Consider the following 15,894-nt stretch of genomic DNA (forward strand, 5'->3'; position numbering starts at 1 on the left):
GGTCGGCTCCGGGCCCTCGGTGCTGCCTGCGGTCAGGAGATGGCGCAGGTGATGTTGCCGGGCGGCGGGGTGCCGTTGCCGGTGGCGGTGAAGCCGAAGGTGGTCGAGCCGTTGGGCGCGAGCGCACCGTTGTAGGCGGCGTTGCGGACGGTGACGTTGCCGGTGGTGCCGGTGTTGACGCCGTTCCAGACGCTGCTGATCGCCTGGCCACTGCCCAGGCTCAGGCCCACGGCCCAGCCGGTGATCGCGCCGGAGCTGGTGTTGGCCACGGTGACCTCACCCTGGAAACCGCCGGGCCAGTTGTTGATCGCCTTGTAGGTGGCGGTGCAGCCGCCGGGCCCGCTGGTGGGCGGCGGGGTGGTGGGCGGAGGCGTGGTCGGCGGGGCGGTGGTGGGCGGCGGGGTCGTCGGCGGAGCGGTGGTCGGCGGGGGCGTGGTCGGCGGCGTGGTGGACTGGAACTGGCTGAAGAAGCGCCAGATCTCGCCCGAGGTCCAGGTCCGCGAGTCGTTGGGGCTGCCCGAGCCGTCGACCGGGCTGGGGGTGTGGTCCCCGTCGAACGCGGCCCACTGCACCGGGAAGCCGGAGCGGCAGCCCGAGTAGACGGTGGTGATGTGGGTGAAGGTGTTGAGGCCCGGCTCGCGGGGGCTCTGCGCGGTGCAGCCGTTGTTCCGGACGAACGTGTCCCGCAGCGACCGGCCCATCGAGATGTTCAGCACGCTGTCGTGGGTGCCGTGGATGCCGAAGTACGGCACCGGCTGGGTGCCACCGTTGCAGCCGCTCAGCTGGGCGCCGGAGAGCACGGCGACCGCGCGGACGACGGTGGGCCGGGCGCAGGCCACCGCGTAGCTCATCGCCCCGCCGTAGCTCCAGCCCAGCACGAACCGCTGGGTGGTGTCGACGCACAGGTCGTTCTCGACCTGCCGGGTGATGTCGTCGAAGAGGGTCAGGTCCCGACCGTTGGTGTTGGCCCACCCTGCGTCGATGCCCTGCGGGGCGACGAAGATGGTGCTGTTGTTCGACAGCGGCAGCAGGCCGTAGTAGCCGGCGGAGGACACGTTCTGCGCCGAACCGTTCAACCAGTGGAAGCCGACGACCAGCCGGTACTGGCGGTTGCGGTCGTACCCGTCCGGGATCCGCAGGATGTAGCTGCGGTTCTGGCCACTGCTGGTGATGGTGCGCGTGCCGTTGCTCAGCGTGGGCGCCTTGCCGCAGCCCGCGGTCGCCGCGAGGGTGCCGTTCGTCGCGGCCTCCGCCGTGGCGGGCAGCCCGCCGTTGAGCGCGCCGCCGACGGTCGCCGCGAGGAGAACGGCCACGGCGGCGATGGTCGGAAGTAGATGTCTGTGTCTCACCATTGCTTGGCTCCTTGCCATGGGTCTTTGTCCCGGTGGTGGTACGCGACGTCGAACGGGCGGGCGTCGGCCGGCCCGACGGGGACAGCACGATGCGCACGGAGGACGACTCGGACCCGTCGGTTCGCCGTCGGCGAGTCGACTCGGGTGGGCGGACGCGCCCGTTCGGCGCGGGCGGCACGACGGCTCGGTGGGGCGGCCCGGACTGTTCACCGACCGGCAGGGGGCGCGGGAGGGGTGCCCTCGCGCACCGCCGCCGAGTGACGGGGATGACTGGGAACGTGCCCTTCGCTCCCGGCCGAAAGATAGCAGGTTATCGATAACATGCTCAACCGGTCACGTCCCGGGGCGGTCGGCGCGGATCCGCCGACACACCACGACCGGGCCCACCGCCGGCGGACGCCCGACCCGCCGCAGCCGGGGTCCGGCGCGCGGCGGCAGGTCGGACCCGGCCCGCACGACCGCGCCGTTTTCCCTGGCCAGGAACCCCTTCCGCAGGTCGGGGCGACGCTCCGGAACGGGTCGGGGACGACGCGCGCGGCGTCGACCGCTGTAGCCCCGCACGGGGTTCACCGAGCCCGACGGCACCGGGAACCGACAGCTCTCCTCGAAACTATCGGTGGCGAAATTCGTAACTTTCCGGAATCTGGACCCGTCGACGACTGTGACCGCTAACACCGGAGGCGCTCAGGGCGGTCGACCGGGGGACACCGTCGATGGCCACCACCATGCTCCGATCTCACCCCCACCCGAGGGCTGCTGAATCGTCATGGGCGACACCGGGCGTCGCCCGCGGTGGCCGGTGTCGCGGCCCACGGTCAGGATCGGGCGAACGACCCGTGGCGGGCCCGACACCGGCCGGGCCCGCCGCGCCCACCCGGGGCAGCGGGTCGCCGGTCAACTCGGCCGCTGGTCCTGCTGGTTGCGCCGGAGGGCTTCTTCGAGTTGGTCTTCGAGAATGATGATCCGACAAGCGGCTTCCAGGGCTGTGCCCTGGTCGACCATCTCCCGCGCCCGCGCGGCAAGGCGCAGCTGGTGACGGGAGTAGCGGCGGTGACCGCCGGCCGACCGGACCGGGGTGATCAGCTTCGCCTCGTCGAGGCGACGCAAAAAGTCCTGGGTGGCACCGGTCATCTCGGCGGCGCGGCCCATCGTGTAGGCGGGAAAGTCCTCGTCATCGAACATGTCGTCGGGTTGGGCCATACACACACCTCTCCGTGACGAGGGCCCCGGCGCTTTCGCGCCGGGGCCCGGGGTTTACGGGTCTGAAACACCATCTACCGACAGGTTCGTCGGTTTGTCGTATCCGCACCCGCCGCCATCGGCGGACCAGGGCGCGAGGATCGCATAAGCGTGACCGGAGACCACCTCTCGTTCGATGGAAACTGCGGTGTCCGGCTCCAGAATCGACACGTGCGTCCTGGAGGCGGGCGATCCAACGGTGTTCGGGGCCCTCCCTTTCCTCTGCTTTCACTTCCTGACGTTCGTCGTGCTGTCCATCGGTGTCGGAGCCCCACGCGACTTCATGGCCCCGTCCACGTGCAACGGACTGTCCCACCAGGCGAGCCCCGAACCAGCACTGGCCCACCTGTCTGCCCTGACCTGGAATTACATCAGGGTCTTGTCGTTCACCATCACGCTCTTGCTCTGCTTGCTGCGGTGATCAGAACTCACCGCCGTGCCGGCCGGGCCACGAGACATGTCCGGGGCCCCGCTCGGTCACTTCGTCGGCGTTTTCGACGATCTCTGCTGTCAACGACAGGAACACTAACCACTGCCGGCAAGAATATCTAGCGTTTCGCACATAGTTTTTCTCCGTGAGCGCGTGGACACCTGACGTAACGCAACGGGCCGCCGTGGTCAGACGCTGGCCAGCGCCTCGGTCGGCGACAGGGCGGCGGCGCGCATCGACGGGTAGACGCCGGCCACCACGCCCACCACCACCGCACCCCCCAGCCCGGCCAGCGTCGACGACAGCGGGATCACCACCGGCCAGTGGTGGTACGTGGCGTAACCGACGGTGACGGCCACGCCGAGCACCGTCCCGGCCACCCCGCCCAACGCCGCCAGGGCCACCGACTCGGTGAGGAACTGGCCCCGGATCTGGCCCCGGTTGGCCCCCAGCGCCCGCCGCAGGCCGATCTCGGCCCGCCGTTCCAGCACCGAGATGACCATGGTGTTGGCCACCCCGATCCCACCGACCAGCAACGCCACCGCAGCGAGGGCGAGAAACAGCGACGAGAAGGCGCTCTCCGTGGCGCGCTTCGCGGCCAGGGCGTCCGACGGTCGGCTGACCAGCACGTCGGCCGGGCTCTGCGGGCTGACCGTCTCGGGCAGCACCGCCCGGACCTGCTCCACCGCCGGCTCCAGCGACCGGACGTAGAGCACGGTGGGGTGCCCGTCGAAGCCGAGTTCGGACTGCGCGGCCGGCCAGCCGACCAGCACGGACCGGTCGATCTCCGGCAGCAGCGGGACGGCGGCCAGGATGCCGACGACGGTGAACCACCGGTCGCCGATCATCACCTGCTGACCGGGGCCACCCCCGGTGCCCACGTCGACCACCCCCAGCCGGGCCGCCGCGACCGACCCGAGCACCACGGTGGGAAACCGTGCGGTCGCCGGGGTGAGCCAACTGCCGTGCTGGACGCGGGCGTTGATGATCGGGAGCAGGTCGAGCTGACTGGCCAGCACCGTCAGGCCGGAGCCGTCATCGGGGTCGGCGCGGTCGGACCGGCGTACCAGGGTGTGGGTGTTGGCCACCGCGCTGACGCTGGTCACCGGGCCGACCCGACGTACCATGCCGGTCGATTCCTGCGGCAGCAGCGCCGGTGGGTCCTGGTCGGGCAGGGCCCGTACCTCCAGCATGTTGGTGCCGAGCGCGGCCAGTTCCCGCATGAGCTGGGCCTGGCTGGAGGCGGGGATGCCGGTGACCACGATCATCGTGGCGATCCCGATGGCGATGCCGAGCGCGGACAGCGCGGCCCGGGTTCGCCGGGTACGGATGCCGAGCAGACCCAGTCCGAGCAGGTCGGTCAGGGCCAGTCGGACCGGCCGGGCGGCGTCACGTGCGGTACCCGGATGCGACGCCTGCGGGGTGTCCGTGCTCATCGGGGCGTCACCACCCGGCCGGAGTCGGCGACCAGGTGACCGTCGCGCAGCTCCACCCGACGGGGCAGTCGGGCGGCGATGTCCCGGTCGTGGGTGATCACGGCGATGGTGGTGCCCTCGGCGTGCAGCCGGTACAGCAGCTCCAGGACGGCCTGGCCGGTGCGGGTGTCCAGCGCGCCGGTGGGTTCGTCGGCGAGCAGCAGAGCGGGCTGGTGGACCAGCGCCCGGGCGATCGCCACCCGCTGCCGCTCACCACCGGAGAGCTGGTGCGGCAGGTGCGTGACGCGGTGCGCCAGGCCGACCCGGTCGAGCGCCGCGAGGGCCAACGACCGGCGGTGCCGGCGCGGCACCCCGGCGTAGAGCAGCCCGGTGGCGACGTTCTCGGCCGCGCTCAGCCCGGCGGTGAGGTGGAACTGCTGGAAGACGAAGCCCAGCCAGCGCCCCCGCAACGCGGACAGTTGCCGGTCGGAGAGCCCGCCGACGTCGAGCCCACCCAGGTGCACCGTGCCGGACGTCGGCCGGTCCAGGGTGCCCATGATGTGCAGCAGGGTCGACTTGCCGGAGCCGGACGGGCCGACGATGGCCAGCATCTCGCCCCCGGTGATGTCGAGCGAGACACCGGCGAGGGCGGTGACCCCGCCGGGATAGCGCATGGCGGCATCGCGTACGGCCAGCACGGTCACGAGGTCGTCACCACCTTGAGGTCCTCGGTGATCCCGTCGCCGGAGACCTCGACCATCCCCTTGGCGAACATGCCGGTGGCGACGGCCACGAACCGGTCGTCGTCGGCCCGTTGCAGCGCGTAGCCGCCCTCGCTGAGCGCCACCAGCGCGCCGACCGGCACGGCGAGCACGTCCGGTCGGGTCTCGCCGGCCAGGTCGACCCGCACGTCGGCGGCGTCGGTCCCGGTCAGGTCCTCGTCGACGGTCACCGTGACGGCCCGCTTGGGCTCACTGGTCGGGCCCGCGGCGTCGTCCTGCGCGACGGTGGTGCCGACCGCCGACACCGTGCCGTCGACCGTCTTGTCGCCCGGCAGGGTGACCGTCACCCGGTCGCCCCGGTGGACCGTCCCGGCCTCGGTCACCGTGGCCTGGACGGTGATCACCTTCGCGGTGGGCGTGACGGTCAACAGCGGGGTCTCGGCGTCGTCCCCGCGTAGGGCGGTGACGGCGTCGACCCGGACCGCGCCGGGCAGCACGACGACGTCGCCGACGGCGATCCGGCCGGTCACCGGCAGTTCGACGTCCTGCTGCCAGCGCTTGATCGCCCGCATCAGCGAGCCGGTCAGCACCCCTTCACCCTTGCGGACGACGACCCGGGCGGGGGTGGCGGCGGTGCCGCCCGCCGCCGGTGTGGGTGCCGCCGCGCCCTGCCCAGCAGCCTCCTGCCCGGACGCACCCTGACCAGCAGCCGCCTGCCCGGACGCGGGCTGACCAGAGGCCGCCTGCGCCGACGCCGGCTGCCCCGGCTCCGACCCCGCGCGCTGCTGCCCCGTGGCGGTCTCCCCGGGCCCGGACGCCGACTTCTGGCCGGACGTCGACTTCTGCTGGCCTGACGTCGACTTCTGGCCGGACGCCGGTGTGGCGGGGCCCGCCTTCGCCGGCCGGACGACCTTCTCCCCCGGTACGGGCTGGTAGCCGATCTCGTAACCCAGCGCCTTGAGGTTGGTGGCGATGATCCGCACGTCACGGCCCACCGTGCCGGGTTCGGCGAGATCGCGGTAGAGCGGCAGGCCACCGTAGAACAACGGCACCGGCTGGTCGTCGATCCGGTAGAGCTGTTTGCCCCGGGTGACCGTCGCACCGGCCGCCGGCAGCCAGGTGACCGTCCCGCTCCGACCGCCCTTCACCGGTTCCGCCCGCCCGTACCCGAGGGTGCCGGTCAGCGACACGGTGGTGGCGAGGTCGGTCCGGACGACGGTGGTGGTCTGCACCGGGACCAGCGGGTCCCCGGAGGGCGTACCCGGACCACGGTGGACGGACCAGGCGACGCCGCCGCCGACGACCGCCACCGCCAGGATCAGTATCGCCGGGACGACGAGGCGTCGACCGGTGCGGCGCGGTGGGCTCTGCGCTGGTGACTGTTCTGTTGGCACACCGCCGAGCATGGCGACGGTTCTTCAGAAACCTGTCAGGATCGCCCCGCCTCACGGGTTTCTGACATCAGGCGACGACCGTGGGCACCATGCCGAAGATGCTCTCCGTGCAGGCCCGTCGCTTCGCCGTACCGGTGCTGGTGGTCGGTTGCCTGCTCAGTGGTTGTTCCACCGCCCGCACCGACGACCGGGCCGACGGCCCACGGGCCGACAGTTCCCGGGTCGCCTCGTTGCAGAGCCCGGACCCGGCGTCGAGCAGCCCGGCCGGCTCCGTCGAGGACCAGCGTCCCCTGATCCCCCTGGACGCGACCAACGACGAGATCGAGGCCCTGCGGGCGGTCTGGGGTGAGTGCGTGGCGAAGGAGGGCGGCCCCGGGTACGAGGACGGTCGGAGCGTCATCTGGAAGGAGAGCCAGAAGGACCCGAGGGCGAAGGAGGTGCGGGCGGCGTGCCGGTCGAAGGAGCCGGAGTTCTTCGATGAACGGCAGAAGCGCACGGACAACGCCGCGTTCCGGGACAACCAACGGCAGTGGTACCAGTGCGCCAAGAAGGCCGGTTACCGGCTCACCGAGCCGGACGAGGACGGCGAGTTCGGCATCACCGAGGTCGGCCCGAACGGTGACTTCCAGTCGCCCCGGATGACGGCGTGCCGGCGGGAGGCGTTCAGCCGATGACCGGCATCATCCTTTCGGGTAGCCATCCTTCCGTCCTTCGGGTAGCGTTCGCTCCACCAGATGGACGACATGACGCGGTGGCCAGTCCCGTGATCGTGACCCTGTGACAGCGCGCAGCCCGTCCGCGTGCTCCGGCGTCAGCCGATGCGGAGGTTCCTCCGGTCGCTCCGATCAGCGGGCACGTGCGGAAGGCCCAGCATGCTCACCACGTCCGAACCGACCGCCGGCACCCCCACCGACCAGCACCGCGCCGCCAGCGCCGACGAGCTCGTGGCCGCGATGGCGGCGCTGGCCGCCGACGACCCGCGCCGCCCGGTGCTGCGGGCCCGCGCCATCGAGGCGTGGTTGCCGCTCGCCCGGCACCTGGCCCGCCGCTACTCGGGGCGCGGAGTCCAGGACGACGACCTGGCCCAGACCGCCGCGCTCGGGCTGATCAAGGCGGTCGACCACTTCGACCCGGAGCGGGGTGTCGCCTTCACCGGGTACGCCATCCCCACCGTCGTCGGCGAGATCAAGCGGTACTTCCGGGACCGCACCTGGTCGGTGCGGGTCCCCCGCCGGCTCCAGGAGCTGCGCCTGGCGATCAGCGAGGCGAACAGCACGCTCACCCACACCCTGGGCCGTTCGCCGACCGTCGCCGACATCGCCAGCTACCTCGACGTGTCCGAGGAGGCCGTCCTGGAAGGGTTGGAGGGGGCCCGCGCCTACCAGGCCACCTCGCTGTCCACCCCCATCGGCACCGACGGCGGCATGGAACTCGCCGACACCCTCGGCGTCGAGGACCACGAACTCGAACTGGTCGAGATCCACGTCGCCCTCGGCCCCGCCCTCGCCACCCTGCCGGACCGCGAACGCCGGATCCTGGCCCTGCGCTTCTACGGCAACCTGACCCAGGCGGAGATCGCCGACCGGGTCGGCATCTCCCAGATGCACGTCTCCCGGCTCATCACCCGGGCGCTGGCCGTCCTGCGCGGCCGGCTCACCGACGACCGGGGGTGAGTACGGCGGGCGACCACGGGTACTCCGCCCCCATGGCGCGGTACACGGAACCCGAGCTGCGGGAGCGGCTCAAGGACGAGATCAGGGCCGGTGACCGGGGTGGTCGGCCGGGACAGTGGTCGGCGCGCAAGTCGCAGTTGCTGACCCGGGAATACCAGAAGCGCGGCGGTGGCTACCAGGGCCCGCGCGACGAGCGGCAGCAGTCCCTGCGGCGCTGGGGTGACCAGAAGTGGCGGACCCGGCAGGGCACCACCCGGGCCCGGCACGACGGCGAGACCGACCGCTATCTGCCCGACCGGGCCTGGAAGCAGCTCTCCCCGCAGCAGCAACGCGCCACCGACGCCCGCAAGCGCAAGTCGTCGACGGCCGGCCGGCAGTACGTCGCCAACACCGGGCCGGCCCGGCGGGCCCGCCGGAGCGTCACGTCGGCCGGGTCCCTCACCGAGCTGACCGTCGCCGAGGCGACCCGGCACGTCCGCGATCTTGACACCACGCAGCTCAGAGCGGCCCTGCGTGCCGAGCGCCGGGGCAAGGGCCGCAAGACGCTGATCCGTCGGCTGGAGTCGGCCCTCGACCGTCGCTGACCCCGAGCGGGGCATCGCGGCGGCACGAGATACGCGGTGAGCCGGCATCGGACGACCTACAGCCGGTCGAAGCTCTCCATGCCGGCAAGGTCTAGCAACTCGGTCCGGACAGTCGGGCACTCCTGCCCGGTCTGGTCGTCGATCTGGCGGCCACTCGGCACCGCGCCCTGCTTCTCGTACCAGGAATAGAGGTTCACGGTGAGGTTGGCCATCGCACCGGTCTCGGACCCGATACCCCGCAGTGTCGGCAACCGCCCCTCCAGGTAGGCGCACACCTCCTTCGCCGACACCGGCGTCGAGTCGCCGGCCGCAGCGGACCCGGCCGCGCTGGACGCGGCGTCGGGTGGCGCGGCGGCGGTGTCGCACGCGGACAGGGTGAGCACGAGACAGAGGGTCGACACGAGCGTACGCACGGTTTTCATCGGTTCTTCGTCCCTTCAGGGGGTGGGTAGGACGGGTCGTCCGCAGCGGACGGCTCGTCGGCCGCCCCGGCGGTCGCGGTGACGAGCCAGAGGCCGGCGGGCAGCCGGTAGCCGACGTCGGGTTCCCGGAACCGGTCGAGCAACCGGGCCGCTCCCGCGCGCGCCGCTGCCTGCCCGGCGGGCGGGGCCGCCCGGTACGCGGCACCGGCCGGGCCGATCTCGACGAGCCACTCGGCCACCGCCTCGGCGTCGTCGGGTGCCTGCATGACCACGTCACACGGCGTGGTCGTGACAGTGGTCCAGCCCGCAGCGGTGAGGATCCGGATGAGCCGCGCCGGGTCGGCGAAGGCGAACGGACCGGGTTCGGCTCCCACCGGTAGCGGTGGCAGCGCTCCGAGGTGCGGTGCCGCGCCGAGCATCGCGGCGAACAGCCACTGGTTGACGGTGCCGTCGCGGAACACGGTCGCGGCCAGTCGGCCTGCCGGGCGCATCGACCGCCGGATCGCGGTGCAGCCGGCGACCGGGTCCGCCAGCAGCATCAGGGCCATCCGCGAGTACGCGGCGTCGAACGGCGCTCCCGGTACGGCATCGAGGGTGTCGATGTCCGCCGCGTGGAACCGGATTCCGGGGTACCGGTCCGGGGGGAACCGTCGCCGGGCGGCGGCCACCATCGCCTCGGCGATGTCGACGCCGACCGCCGTGCCGGCCGCGCCCACGGCCGAGGCGAGTTCGGCCGTGGTGCCGCCGCAACCGCAGCCCACGTCGAGCACTCGTTCGGCGGGCCGTACGGCCAGGCGATCCATGGCCGCCGCGCCCAACGGTCGCCCGATCCCGTCCTGCCAGTCGGCGTGCCGGATCCAGCCGGCCGCCGCCCCTGCCCAGAAGGTGGCACCTCGGGACCGCAGGGCGGCGGCGTCGGCCATCAGAACGGCATCTCGGTGCCGTCGACGCTCACCGCGCGGAAGCCGGCCGCCTTCGTCGGGTCGAAGCCGTCCTCCTGCGCTGCCAGGCCCGCCGCCCGGACCAGCCGTTCGGACTGGAACCGGCGGAACGCGGCCTCGTCCTGCCAGATGTTGATGATGCGCCAGCCGTCCTCGACCGGGCCGGCGACGTGGGCGACGAGCCCCGGCGGCCGGTCCGGTCCGAGGTGCCGTTCGACCTGGCGGTACTCCGCCTCGCTGACGCCGGGCATCTCCTGCAACACACCGAACGGCATGGCCACCACTTTCGATAGAGTTATAATCTATCGAATAGAGCACTACACTCGTGGCGTGGTTGTCAAGAGGCGCTATGACTCCTCCCGGCGGAAGGAACAATCCCGACAGACCCGAGGGGCGATCCTCGAAGCGGCCGGTCGACTGTTCGTCGACCCCGGTTACGCGGCCACCCCGCTGACCGCCGTCGCCGCAACGGCAGGCGTCGCGGTCCAGACGGTGTACGCGCTGTTCGGCAGCAAGCGCCAACTGCTCTCCGACCTGGTCGACGTCACCCTGGCCGGCGACGACGAACCGGTGGCCCTGCCGGACCGGCCCTTCGTCGCCGAGATCCGGGCACTCGCCGACCCCCGCGCCAAGCTCATCCGCTACGCCCGCCACCTGGTCGAGGTGAACGCCCGGCAGGCCCAGGTGATGCTCGCGCTGGCCGGGGCCGCCACCGCCGATCAGGACGCCGCCGAGATCTGGCGCAAGAACGTCGACGAGCGCCGCCGGGGCATGGCCATGTTCGCCGCGGAACTCGTCGGCACCGGGGCCCTCCGCCCCGACCTGGACGTCGACCAGGTCGCGGACATCCTCTGGCTGGCGCAGGACGTCCGCAACTTCGACTGGCTCGTCCGGCAACGGGGCTGGCCACCGGAGCAGTACCAGCGGTGGTACGTGGACACGGTCGGTGGGGCCGTCCTCGCCGGCCCCCCGCCGGGGTGACCGACAGCGTGACCGGTCCCGGCGGGGTCCCCGCCGACCCACGGTCGGCTCGTGAGGCGGGCGGCACCCGGAGTGCCTATGCTCGACGGGTGGAGGACAGCGACCAGATCGTGCTGGCCGAGATGCTGCAGTCGGCCGAGGACGCCGCCCCGGTCGAGGCCGTCGAGGCGGTCACCGGAGCCATCGCCTCGGCGCTGGACGCGCTCGGCGTGTCGCTGCTGATCGCCGATCTCAGCGGTCGGGCCCTGGTCCGGCTGACCCACCAGCCGGGCGCCGACGGGCCGGGCCGCCTCCAGGACGAGGAGGCCGCCGAGGTGCTCCCGTTCGACGGCGGGCCCTACGAGCAGGCGGTGCGCCTCCAGCTCCCCCAGGTGCTGCCCGGCAACGGCCGGTGGCGGCTGCTCACACCCGTCACCGAGCGCGGCGAGGTCATCGGCCTGCTGGAGATCGACCTGCCCGACGAGCCGGACGACGAGGTGATCGCCCGGGTCGCCCGGACCGCGCACGCGTTGGCGTTCGTGATAATCGCCAACCGGCGGCACACCGACCTGTTCGAGTGGGGGCAGCGCAGCACCCCGTTCACCCTCTCCGCCGAGATCCAACGCCGGCTGCTACCCGCCTCGTTCACCTGCGAGGGCGGCGCGTTCACCCTCTCCGGTTGGCTGGAGCCGGCCGCGAGCGTCGGCGGCGACACCTTCGACTACAGCGTGGCCCGCGACGTGCTGCACCTGAGTGTCACCGATGCGATGGGCCACGGGGTCGCCAGCGCGCTGACCGCCACTCTCGGGGTGGGCAGTCTGCGCAACACCCGCCGCCGTGGCCTGAGCCTGACCGCGCAGGCCGACGAGGCCAACAGCGCCATCGCTGAGCACGCCAACGTCCGTGGCGCGTACGTGACGGCGGTGCTGGGCCGCATCGACCTGCCCACCGGGCGCTGCGAGTTACTCAACGCCGGGCACGTCCCGCCGATGCTGGTCCGCGACGGCCGGACCACGGCCCTGGAACTGCCCGGCAACTTCCCGCTGGGCATGTTCCCCGAGGCGGGCTTCCGCAGCGGGGAGGTCGCCCTGCGCCCCGGTGACCGGCTGGTCGTGGTCACCGACGGGATGCGCGAACGCAACGCCGCCGATCTCGACCTACCGGCCGCCCTGCTCGACATCGCGCCGTTGCACCCCCGCGAGGCGGTCCGGGCGCTGTCGGACGCGGTGCTGTCCATCGCCGGTCCGGCCCTGGCCGACGACGCGACCCTGCTGATCATCGACTGGTACGGCGACCACGGGCCGCGCCGTAGCACCGCCGGCGCGGACACCACCCGGGCCAGCGTCCGGCCCCACTGAGGGGATCACGACACCCGGGCCGCCGCCTCGGCGTCGGGCACCGTGTCGAAGATGCCGATGACCTGGTCGACCGACGTGATCGACAACACCGTGCGGACCGGCCGGCGGACCCCGGCCAGCCCGAGCCAGCCGTTGCGTTCCCGCAGCTCCCGATAGGCGACCACGAGCGCGCCGAGGCCGCTGGAGTCCATGAACCCGACACCGGTCAGGTCGACCACCACGACCCGGGCGCCGCCCTCGACCACTTCGCGTAACCGTTCCCGCAACTGCGGGGTGGTGCTCATGTCCAGGTCACCGGCGATCTCCAGCACTGTGCCGGCACCCTCCTGGCGGGTCGACATCGTGAATTCCACGTGAACCCCCTTCGTTGCGACGTACCGGACATCCGATGACGCAGTACGTCGTTCCCACGGTGCCAGAAACCACCCATGAGCGCTCGGCGACGCCCGCCGGGTGGGCGGGTCGGTGGCGACTCGACGACTGGCGCACGGACCGGGCCGGCGCTTCCTACGCCTGTCGTGACCTGCGCGGTCGTCCGGAGGCAATTGCGCACGGCTTGCCGCGCAAACGCGTACATAACTCACATGAGTATCTTGACCAGCGACTGATCGTCGGTACGGTCCTTACTCACGCGGCGCGTTTCTCCCTATGTGGACGTCGCGGCTGGTCCTTCGATCGGAAGGCGATACATGACCACTCCCTCAACCCCCAGGGCACGCCGGGGCCGACGGGCACTCGGCCTGATGGCCGCCGGGCTGCTCCTGGCCGGCGCGATCCCCGGTACGGCGTCGGCGGCCGAGCCCGACCCACGCGTCGGCCTCGGCGCGGGCTGGCTCGACGCACAGTCCGCGATCAGCAACCTCGAACAGGTGGCGCACCGCGACAAGCCGGCCGGATTCGTCGACCCGACCAACCCTGGCAACGGCGGGTACTACAACTCGGACCTCGCCTTCGGCGGCCGGTACGCCTTCCAGGGCAACTACAACGGCTTCACGATCACCGACGTGGCCAACCCGGCCGAGCCGACCCTGGTCACCAGCGTGGTGTGCCCCGGTGGGCAGGGTGACCTCTCCGTCCAGGGCAACCTGCTCTTCATGTCGGTCGAGGAGACCCGGGGACGGGTCGACTGCGGCACGAACCCCAACGTCGGCACCCGGTTCCAGGGCGTGCGGATCTTCGACATCAGCGACGTCCGCAACCCGGTGCAGGTCGCGGGGGTTCAGCTCTGCCGTGGCTCGCACACCCACACGGTGGTGACCGACCCCCGCGACGCCGACAACATCTACATCTACGTCTCCGGTACGGCATCCGTGCGCCCGGCGACCACGATGGAGGGGTGCAACAACAACGCCGCCGACGGGGAGAACCCGTCGCGGTGGCGGATCGACGTGATCAAGGTGCCGGTGGCCGCACCCCAGAACGCCGCCGTGGTCAACCAACCGCGACTGTTCCAGGACCCGGCCACGGGTCGGGTCGACGGCCTCCAGAACGGCCCGGTGACGCCCCGGCACCCGTCCGGGTCGACCTGGTCGCCCACGCCGAACACCAACGCCTGCCACGACATCACCGCCTACCCGGCGATCGGCCTGGCGGCCGGCGCGTGTCAGGGCAACGGCATCCTGATCGACATCTCGGACCCGGCCAACCCGAAGCGGATCGACGAGGTGGCCGACCCGAACTTCGCGTACTGGCACTCGGCGACGTTCAACAACGACGGCACCAAGGTGATCTTCACTGACGAGTGGGGCGGGGGCAGCGGCGCACGCTGCCGCGACACCGACCAGCCGCAGTGGGGCGCCAACGCCATCTTCGACATCGTCGACCGGAAGATGACCTTCGCCAGCTACTACAAGCTGCCGGTGCCCCAGTCGCTGCAGGAGAACTGCGTCGCGCACAACGGCTCGCTGATTCCGGTGCCGGGCCGCGACATCATGATGCAGGCCTGGTACCAGGGCGGCATCTCGGTGTTCGACTTCACCGACTCGGCGCACCCACGGGAGATCGCGTACTTCGACCGGGGGCCGGTCAGCCCGACCTCACTCGTGCTCGGTGGCTTCTGGTCGGCGTACTGGTACAACGGCAACCTCTACGGCAACGAGATCGCCCGCGGTTTCGACGTGTTCAAGCTGACCCCCAGCGCGCACCTGTCGGCCGCCGAGATCGAGGCCGCCGGCCAGGTGAAGCTGGCCGGGTTCAACGCCCAGGGCCAGCCGAAGATCAGCTGGACGCCGAGCTTCGCGCTCGTCCGCGCCTACCACGACCAGGTGGTACGGGCCGGCGCGATCGACCCGGCGCTGAGCACGGAGGTCGACGCGGTCCTCTCCCGGGCCAGCGGATTCGCCGCCGAGGGCAGGCGGTTCGCCGCCGAGGAGCAACTGCGTGCCCTGGCCGACAAGCTCGACACCGCAGCGCACCGCACGCTCCGGCAGTCCGTGGTGGACCTGGCGGACACCTTCAACCCGAGGGTCGCCGCCACGGTGGGCCCGGCCGAGCCGACCGGCAGCAACGGCTGGTACACCGGTGACGTCACGCTCACCCTCACCGGCCTGATCGCCGGTCTCTGGACCGGTCAGTACTCGATCGACGACGGCGTGACCTGGGTGGACGTCCCGGCCAGCGGTGTCGCGACGATCAGCGCCGACGTCAAGGGTCCGGTGCGATACCGGGCCGTCGACGGGGCCGGCAACACCTCCCGGCAGGGCAGCCAGTGGCTCAAGATCGACCGGACGGCACCCGCCGTGCAGGTTTCCGGGCTCACCGACGGCACCTCGTACGGTGACTCCGGTGCGGTGACGGTGGACTGGTCGGTCACCGACACCGGTTCCGGGCCCGGCATCAACCCGGACAGCGCGCTGCTGGACGGCAAGCGGGTCGCCCGGGGGACGACGGTCGCCCTGTCCAGCCTCCCGCTGGGCAGCCACACCCTGACGGTGACCGCGAAGGACAAGGCCGGCAACACCACCAACCGGTCCGTCACGTTCACCACGACGACGTCCTTCGCCGACCTGCGGTCCCTCGTGGACGGTTACCGGTCCGCCGGCACCGTCAGCGCGGGCAACGCCGACAAGCTGACCACCAGCCTCGGCAAGGCCGCCGCGGCGGCCAGCGGCGGGCAGCCGGCGGAGGCGGTCACCCACCTGACCACCTTCGTCGACCAGGCCCGTGCGCTCAACGCCGTCGGCGCGCGCAACCTGCTGGTCCGCGACGCCCAGGCGCTGATCGACCAGCTCGACAGGTAACCCGCCCGGTCCGGCCGGACCGACGGATCGCACGAACCGGGGCCTGCCCAGCGACGCTGGGCAGGCCCCGGCCGTTCCCCGACTCCTGCGGCCCGGTCCGGTGCCGCCCGACGGCGGCTCAGCCGAGTTTGGCCAGCACCCGAACCGGTGCCGCCCGACGGCAGC

At 71.9% G+C, this 15,894-nt stretch carries 15 protein-coding genes; 6 read left to right on the top strand and 9 right to left on the bottom strand.

Annotation, left to right across the window (positions count from 1 at the left end; translation table 11 throughout):
- Nucleotides 1–32: 32 nt before the first annotated feature.
- The 5 genes from AB0K25_RS14920 to AB0K25_RS14940 form a co-directional block, all read right to left on the bottom strand.
- The gene (locus tag AB0K25_RS14920) at nt 33–1,370 is read right to left on the bottom strand and encodes a cellulose binding domain-containing protein (RefSeq protein ID WP_357533223.1); all 1,338 of its coding nucleotides are present in this window, start codon (nt 1,368–1,370) and stop codon (nt 33–35) included.
- 876 nt (nt 1,371–2,246) lie between these two features.
- Entirely contained in the window at nt 2,247–2,552 is a 306-nt protein-coding gene (locus AB0K25_RS14925; protein ID WP_363820562.1) for a MerR family transcriptional regulator, read from the bottom strand.
- Between the two features lie 657 nt (nt 2,553–3,209).
- The gene (locus AB0K25_RS14930) at nt 3,210–4,457 is read right to left on the bottom strand and encodes an ABC transporter permease (protein ID WP_208565681.1); all 1,248 of its coding nucleotides are present in this window, start codon (nt 4,455–4,457) and stop codon (nt 3,210–3,212) included.
- A complete protein-coding gene (locus AB0K25_RS14935) occupies nt 4,454–5,110 on the bottom strand; it encodes an ABC transporter ATP-binding protein (RefSeq protein ID WP_208565854.1) in 657 nt (218 codons plus the stop codon). Before AB0K25_RS14935 ends, AB0K25_RS14930 begins: the two co-directional genes overlap by 4 nt.
- A 26-nt stretch (nt 5,111–5,136) precedes the next feature.
- The gene (locus AB0K25_RS14940; protein ID WP_357533219.1) at nt 5,137–6,552 is read right to left on the bottom strand and encodes a peptidoglycan-binding protein; all 1,416 of its coding nucleotides are present in this window, start codon (nt 6,550–6,552) and stop codon (nt 5,137–5,139) included.
- 89 nt (nt 6,553–6,641) lie between these two features.
- Between AB0K25_RS14940 and AB0K25_RS14945 the strand changes: the two genes are divergently transcribed.
- The 3 genes from AB0K25_RS14945 (at nt 6,642) to AB0K25_RS14955 (ending at nt 8,809) form a co-directional block, all read left to right on the top strand.
- Nucleotides 6,642–7,226, top strand: coding sequence for a hypothetical protein (locus tag AB0K25_RS14945; protein ID WP_357533217.1), 585 nt, complete (start codon nt 6,642–6,644; stop codon nt 7,224–7,226).
- Nucleotides 7,227–7,424: 198 nt separating this feature from the next.
- A complete protein-coding gene (locus AB0K25_RS14950; RefSeq protein WP_219466310.1) occupies nt 7,425–8,225 on the top strand; it encodes a SigB/SigF/SigG family RNA polymerase sigma factor in 801 nt (266 codons plus the stop codon).
- Nucleotides 8,226–8,257: 32 nt separating this feature from the next.
- Complete coding sequence (locus AB0K25_RS14955) at nt 8,258–8,809, top strand: hypothetical protein (protein WP_357533214.1); 552 nt, start codon at nt 8,258–8,260, stop codon at nt 8,807–8,809.
- 56 nt (nt 8,810–8,865) lie between these two features.
- On the opposite strand, the gene AB0K25_RS14960 is transcribed toward AB0K25_RS14955, so the two are convergent.
- The 3 genes from AB0K25_RS14960 to AB0K25_RS14970 are packed head-to-tail and all read right to left on the bottom strand — an operon-like array spanning nt 8,866 to nt 10,447.
- Nucleotides 8,866–9,231, bottom strand: coding sequence for a hypothetical protein (locus tag AB0K25_RS14960; protein ID WP_219466303.1), 366 nt, complete (start codon nt 9,229–9,231; stop codon nt 8,866–8,868).
- Nucleotides 9,228–10,154: a methyltransferase domain-containing protein gene (locus tag AB0K25_RS14965; RefSeq protein ID WP_219466300.1), complete on the bottom strand. Its 927-nt coding sequence runs from the start codon at nt 10,152–10,154 to the stop codon at nt 9,228–9,230. The genes AB0K25_RS14960 and AB0K25_RS14965 overlap by 4 nt, the downstream gene beginning before the upstream one ends.
- Nucleotides 10,154–10,447: a hypothetical protein gene (locus AB0K25_RS14970; RefSeq protein WP_141723074.1), complete on the bottom strand. Its 294-nt coding sequence runs from the start codon at nt 10,445–10,447 to the stop codon at nt 10,154–10,156. Before AB0K25_RS14970 ends, AB0K25_RS14965 begins: the two co-directional genes overlap by 1 nt.
- 55 nt (nt 10,448–10,502) lie before the next feature.
- Here AB0K25_RS14970 and AB0K25_RS14975 point away from each other — a divergent pair, with 55 nt between their 5' ends.
- Both AB0K25_RS14975 and AB0K25_RS14980 read left to right on the top strand, forming a co-directional pair.
- Complete coding sequence (locus AB0K25_RS14975) at nt 10,503–11,153, top strand: TetR/AcrR family transcriptional regulator (protein WP_308290993.1); 651 nt, start codon at nt 10,503–10,505, stop codon at nt 11,151–11,153.
- A gap of 89 nt (nt 11,154–11,242) precedes the next feature.
- Nucleotides 11,243–12,490, top strand: a complete 1,248-nt coding sequence (locus AB0K25_RS14980) for a PP2C family protein-serine/threonine phosphatase (RefSeq protein WP_219466297.1) — start codon at nt 11,243–11,245, stop codon at nt 12,488–12,490.
- Between the two features lie 5 nt (nt 12,491–12,495).
- On the opposite strand, the gene AB0K25_RS14985 is transcribed toward AB0K25_RS14980, so the two are convergent.
- On the bottom strand, nt 12,496–12,843 hold the full coding sequence (locus tag AB0K25_RS14985; RefSeq protein WP_308290992.1) for an STAS domain-containing protein: 348 nt from the start codon (nt 12,841–12,843) through the stop codon (nt 12,496–12,498).
- 336 nt (nt 12,844–13,179) lie between these two features.
- Here AB0K25_RS14985 and AB0K25_RS14990 point away from each other — a divergent pair, with 336 nt between their 5' ends.
- Nucleotides 13,180–15,729: a hypothetical protein gene (locus AB0K25_RS14990; RefSeq protein WP_255597847.1), complete on the top strand. Its 2,550-nt coding sequence runs from the start codon at nt 13,180–13,182 to the stop codon at nt 15,727–15,729.
- Nucleotides 15,730–15,894 lie beyond the last annotated feature (165 nt).

Origin of the sequence: Micromonospora sp. NPDC049257, assembly GCF_040678915.1 — a bacterium.
In the GTDB taxonomy this organism is placed as follows: Bacteria; Actinomycetota; Actinomycetes; order Mycobacteriales; family Micromonosporaceae; genus Micromonospora; species Micromonospora antibiotica.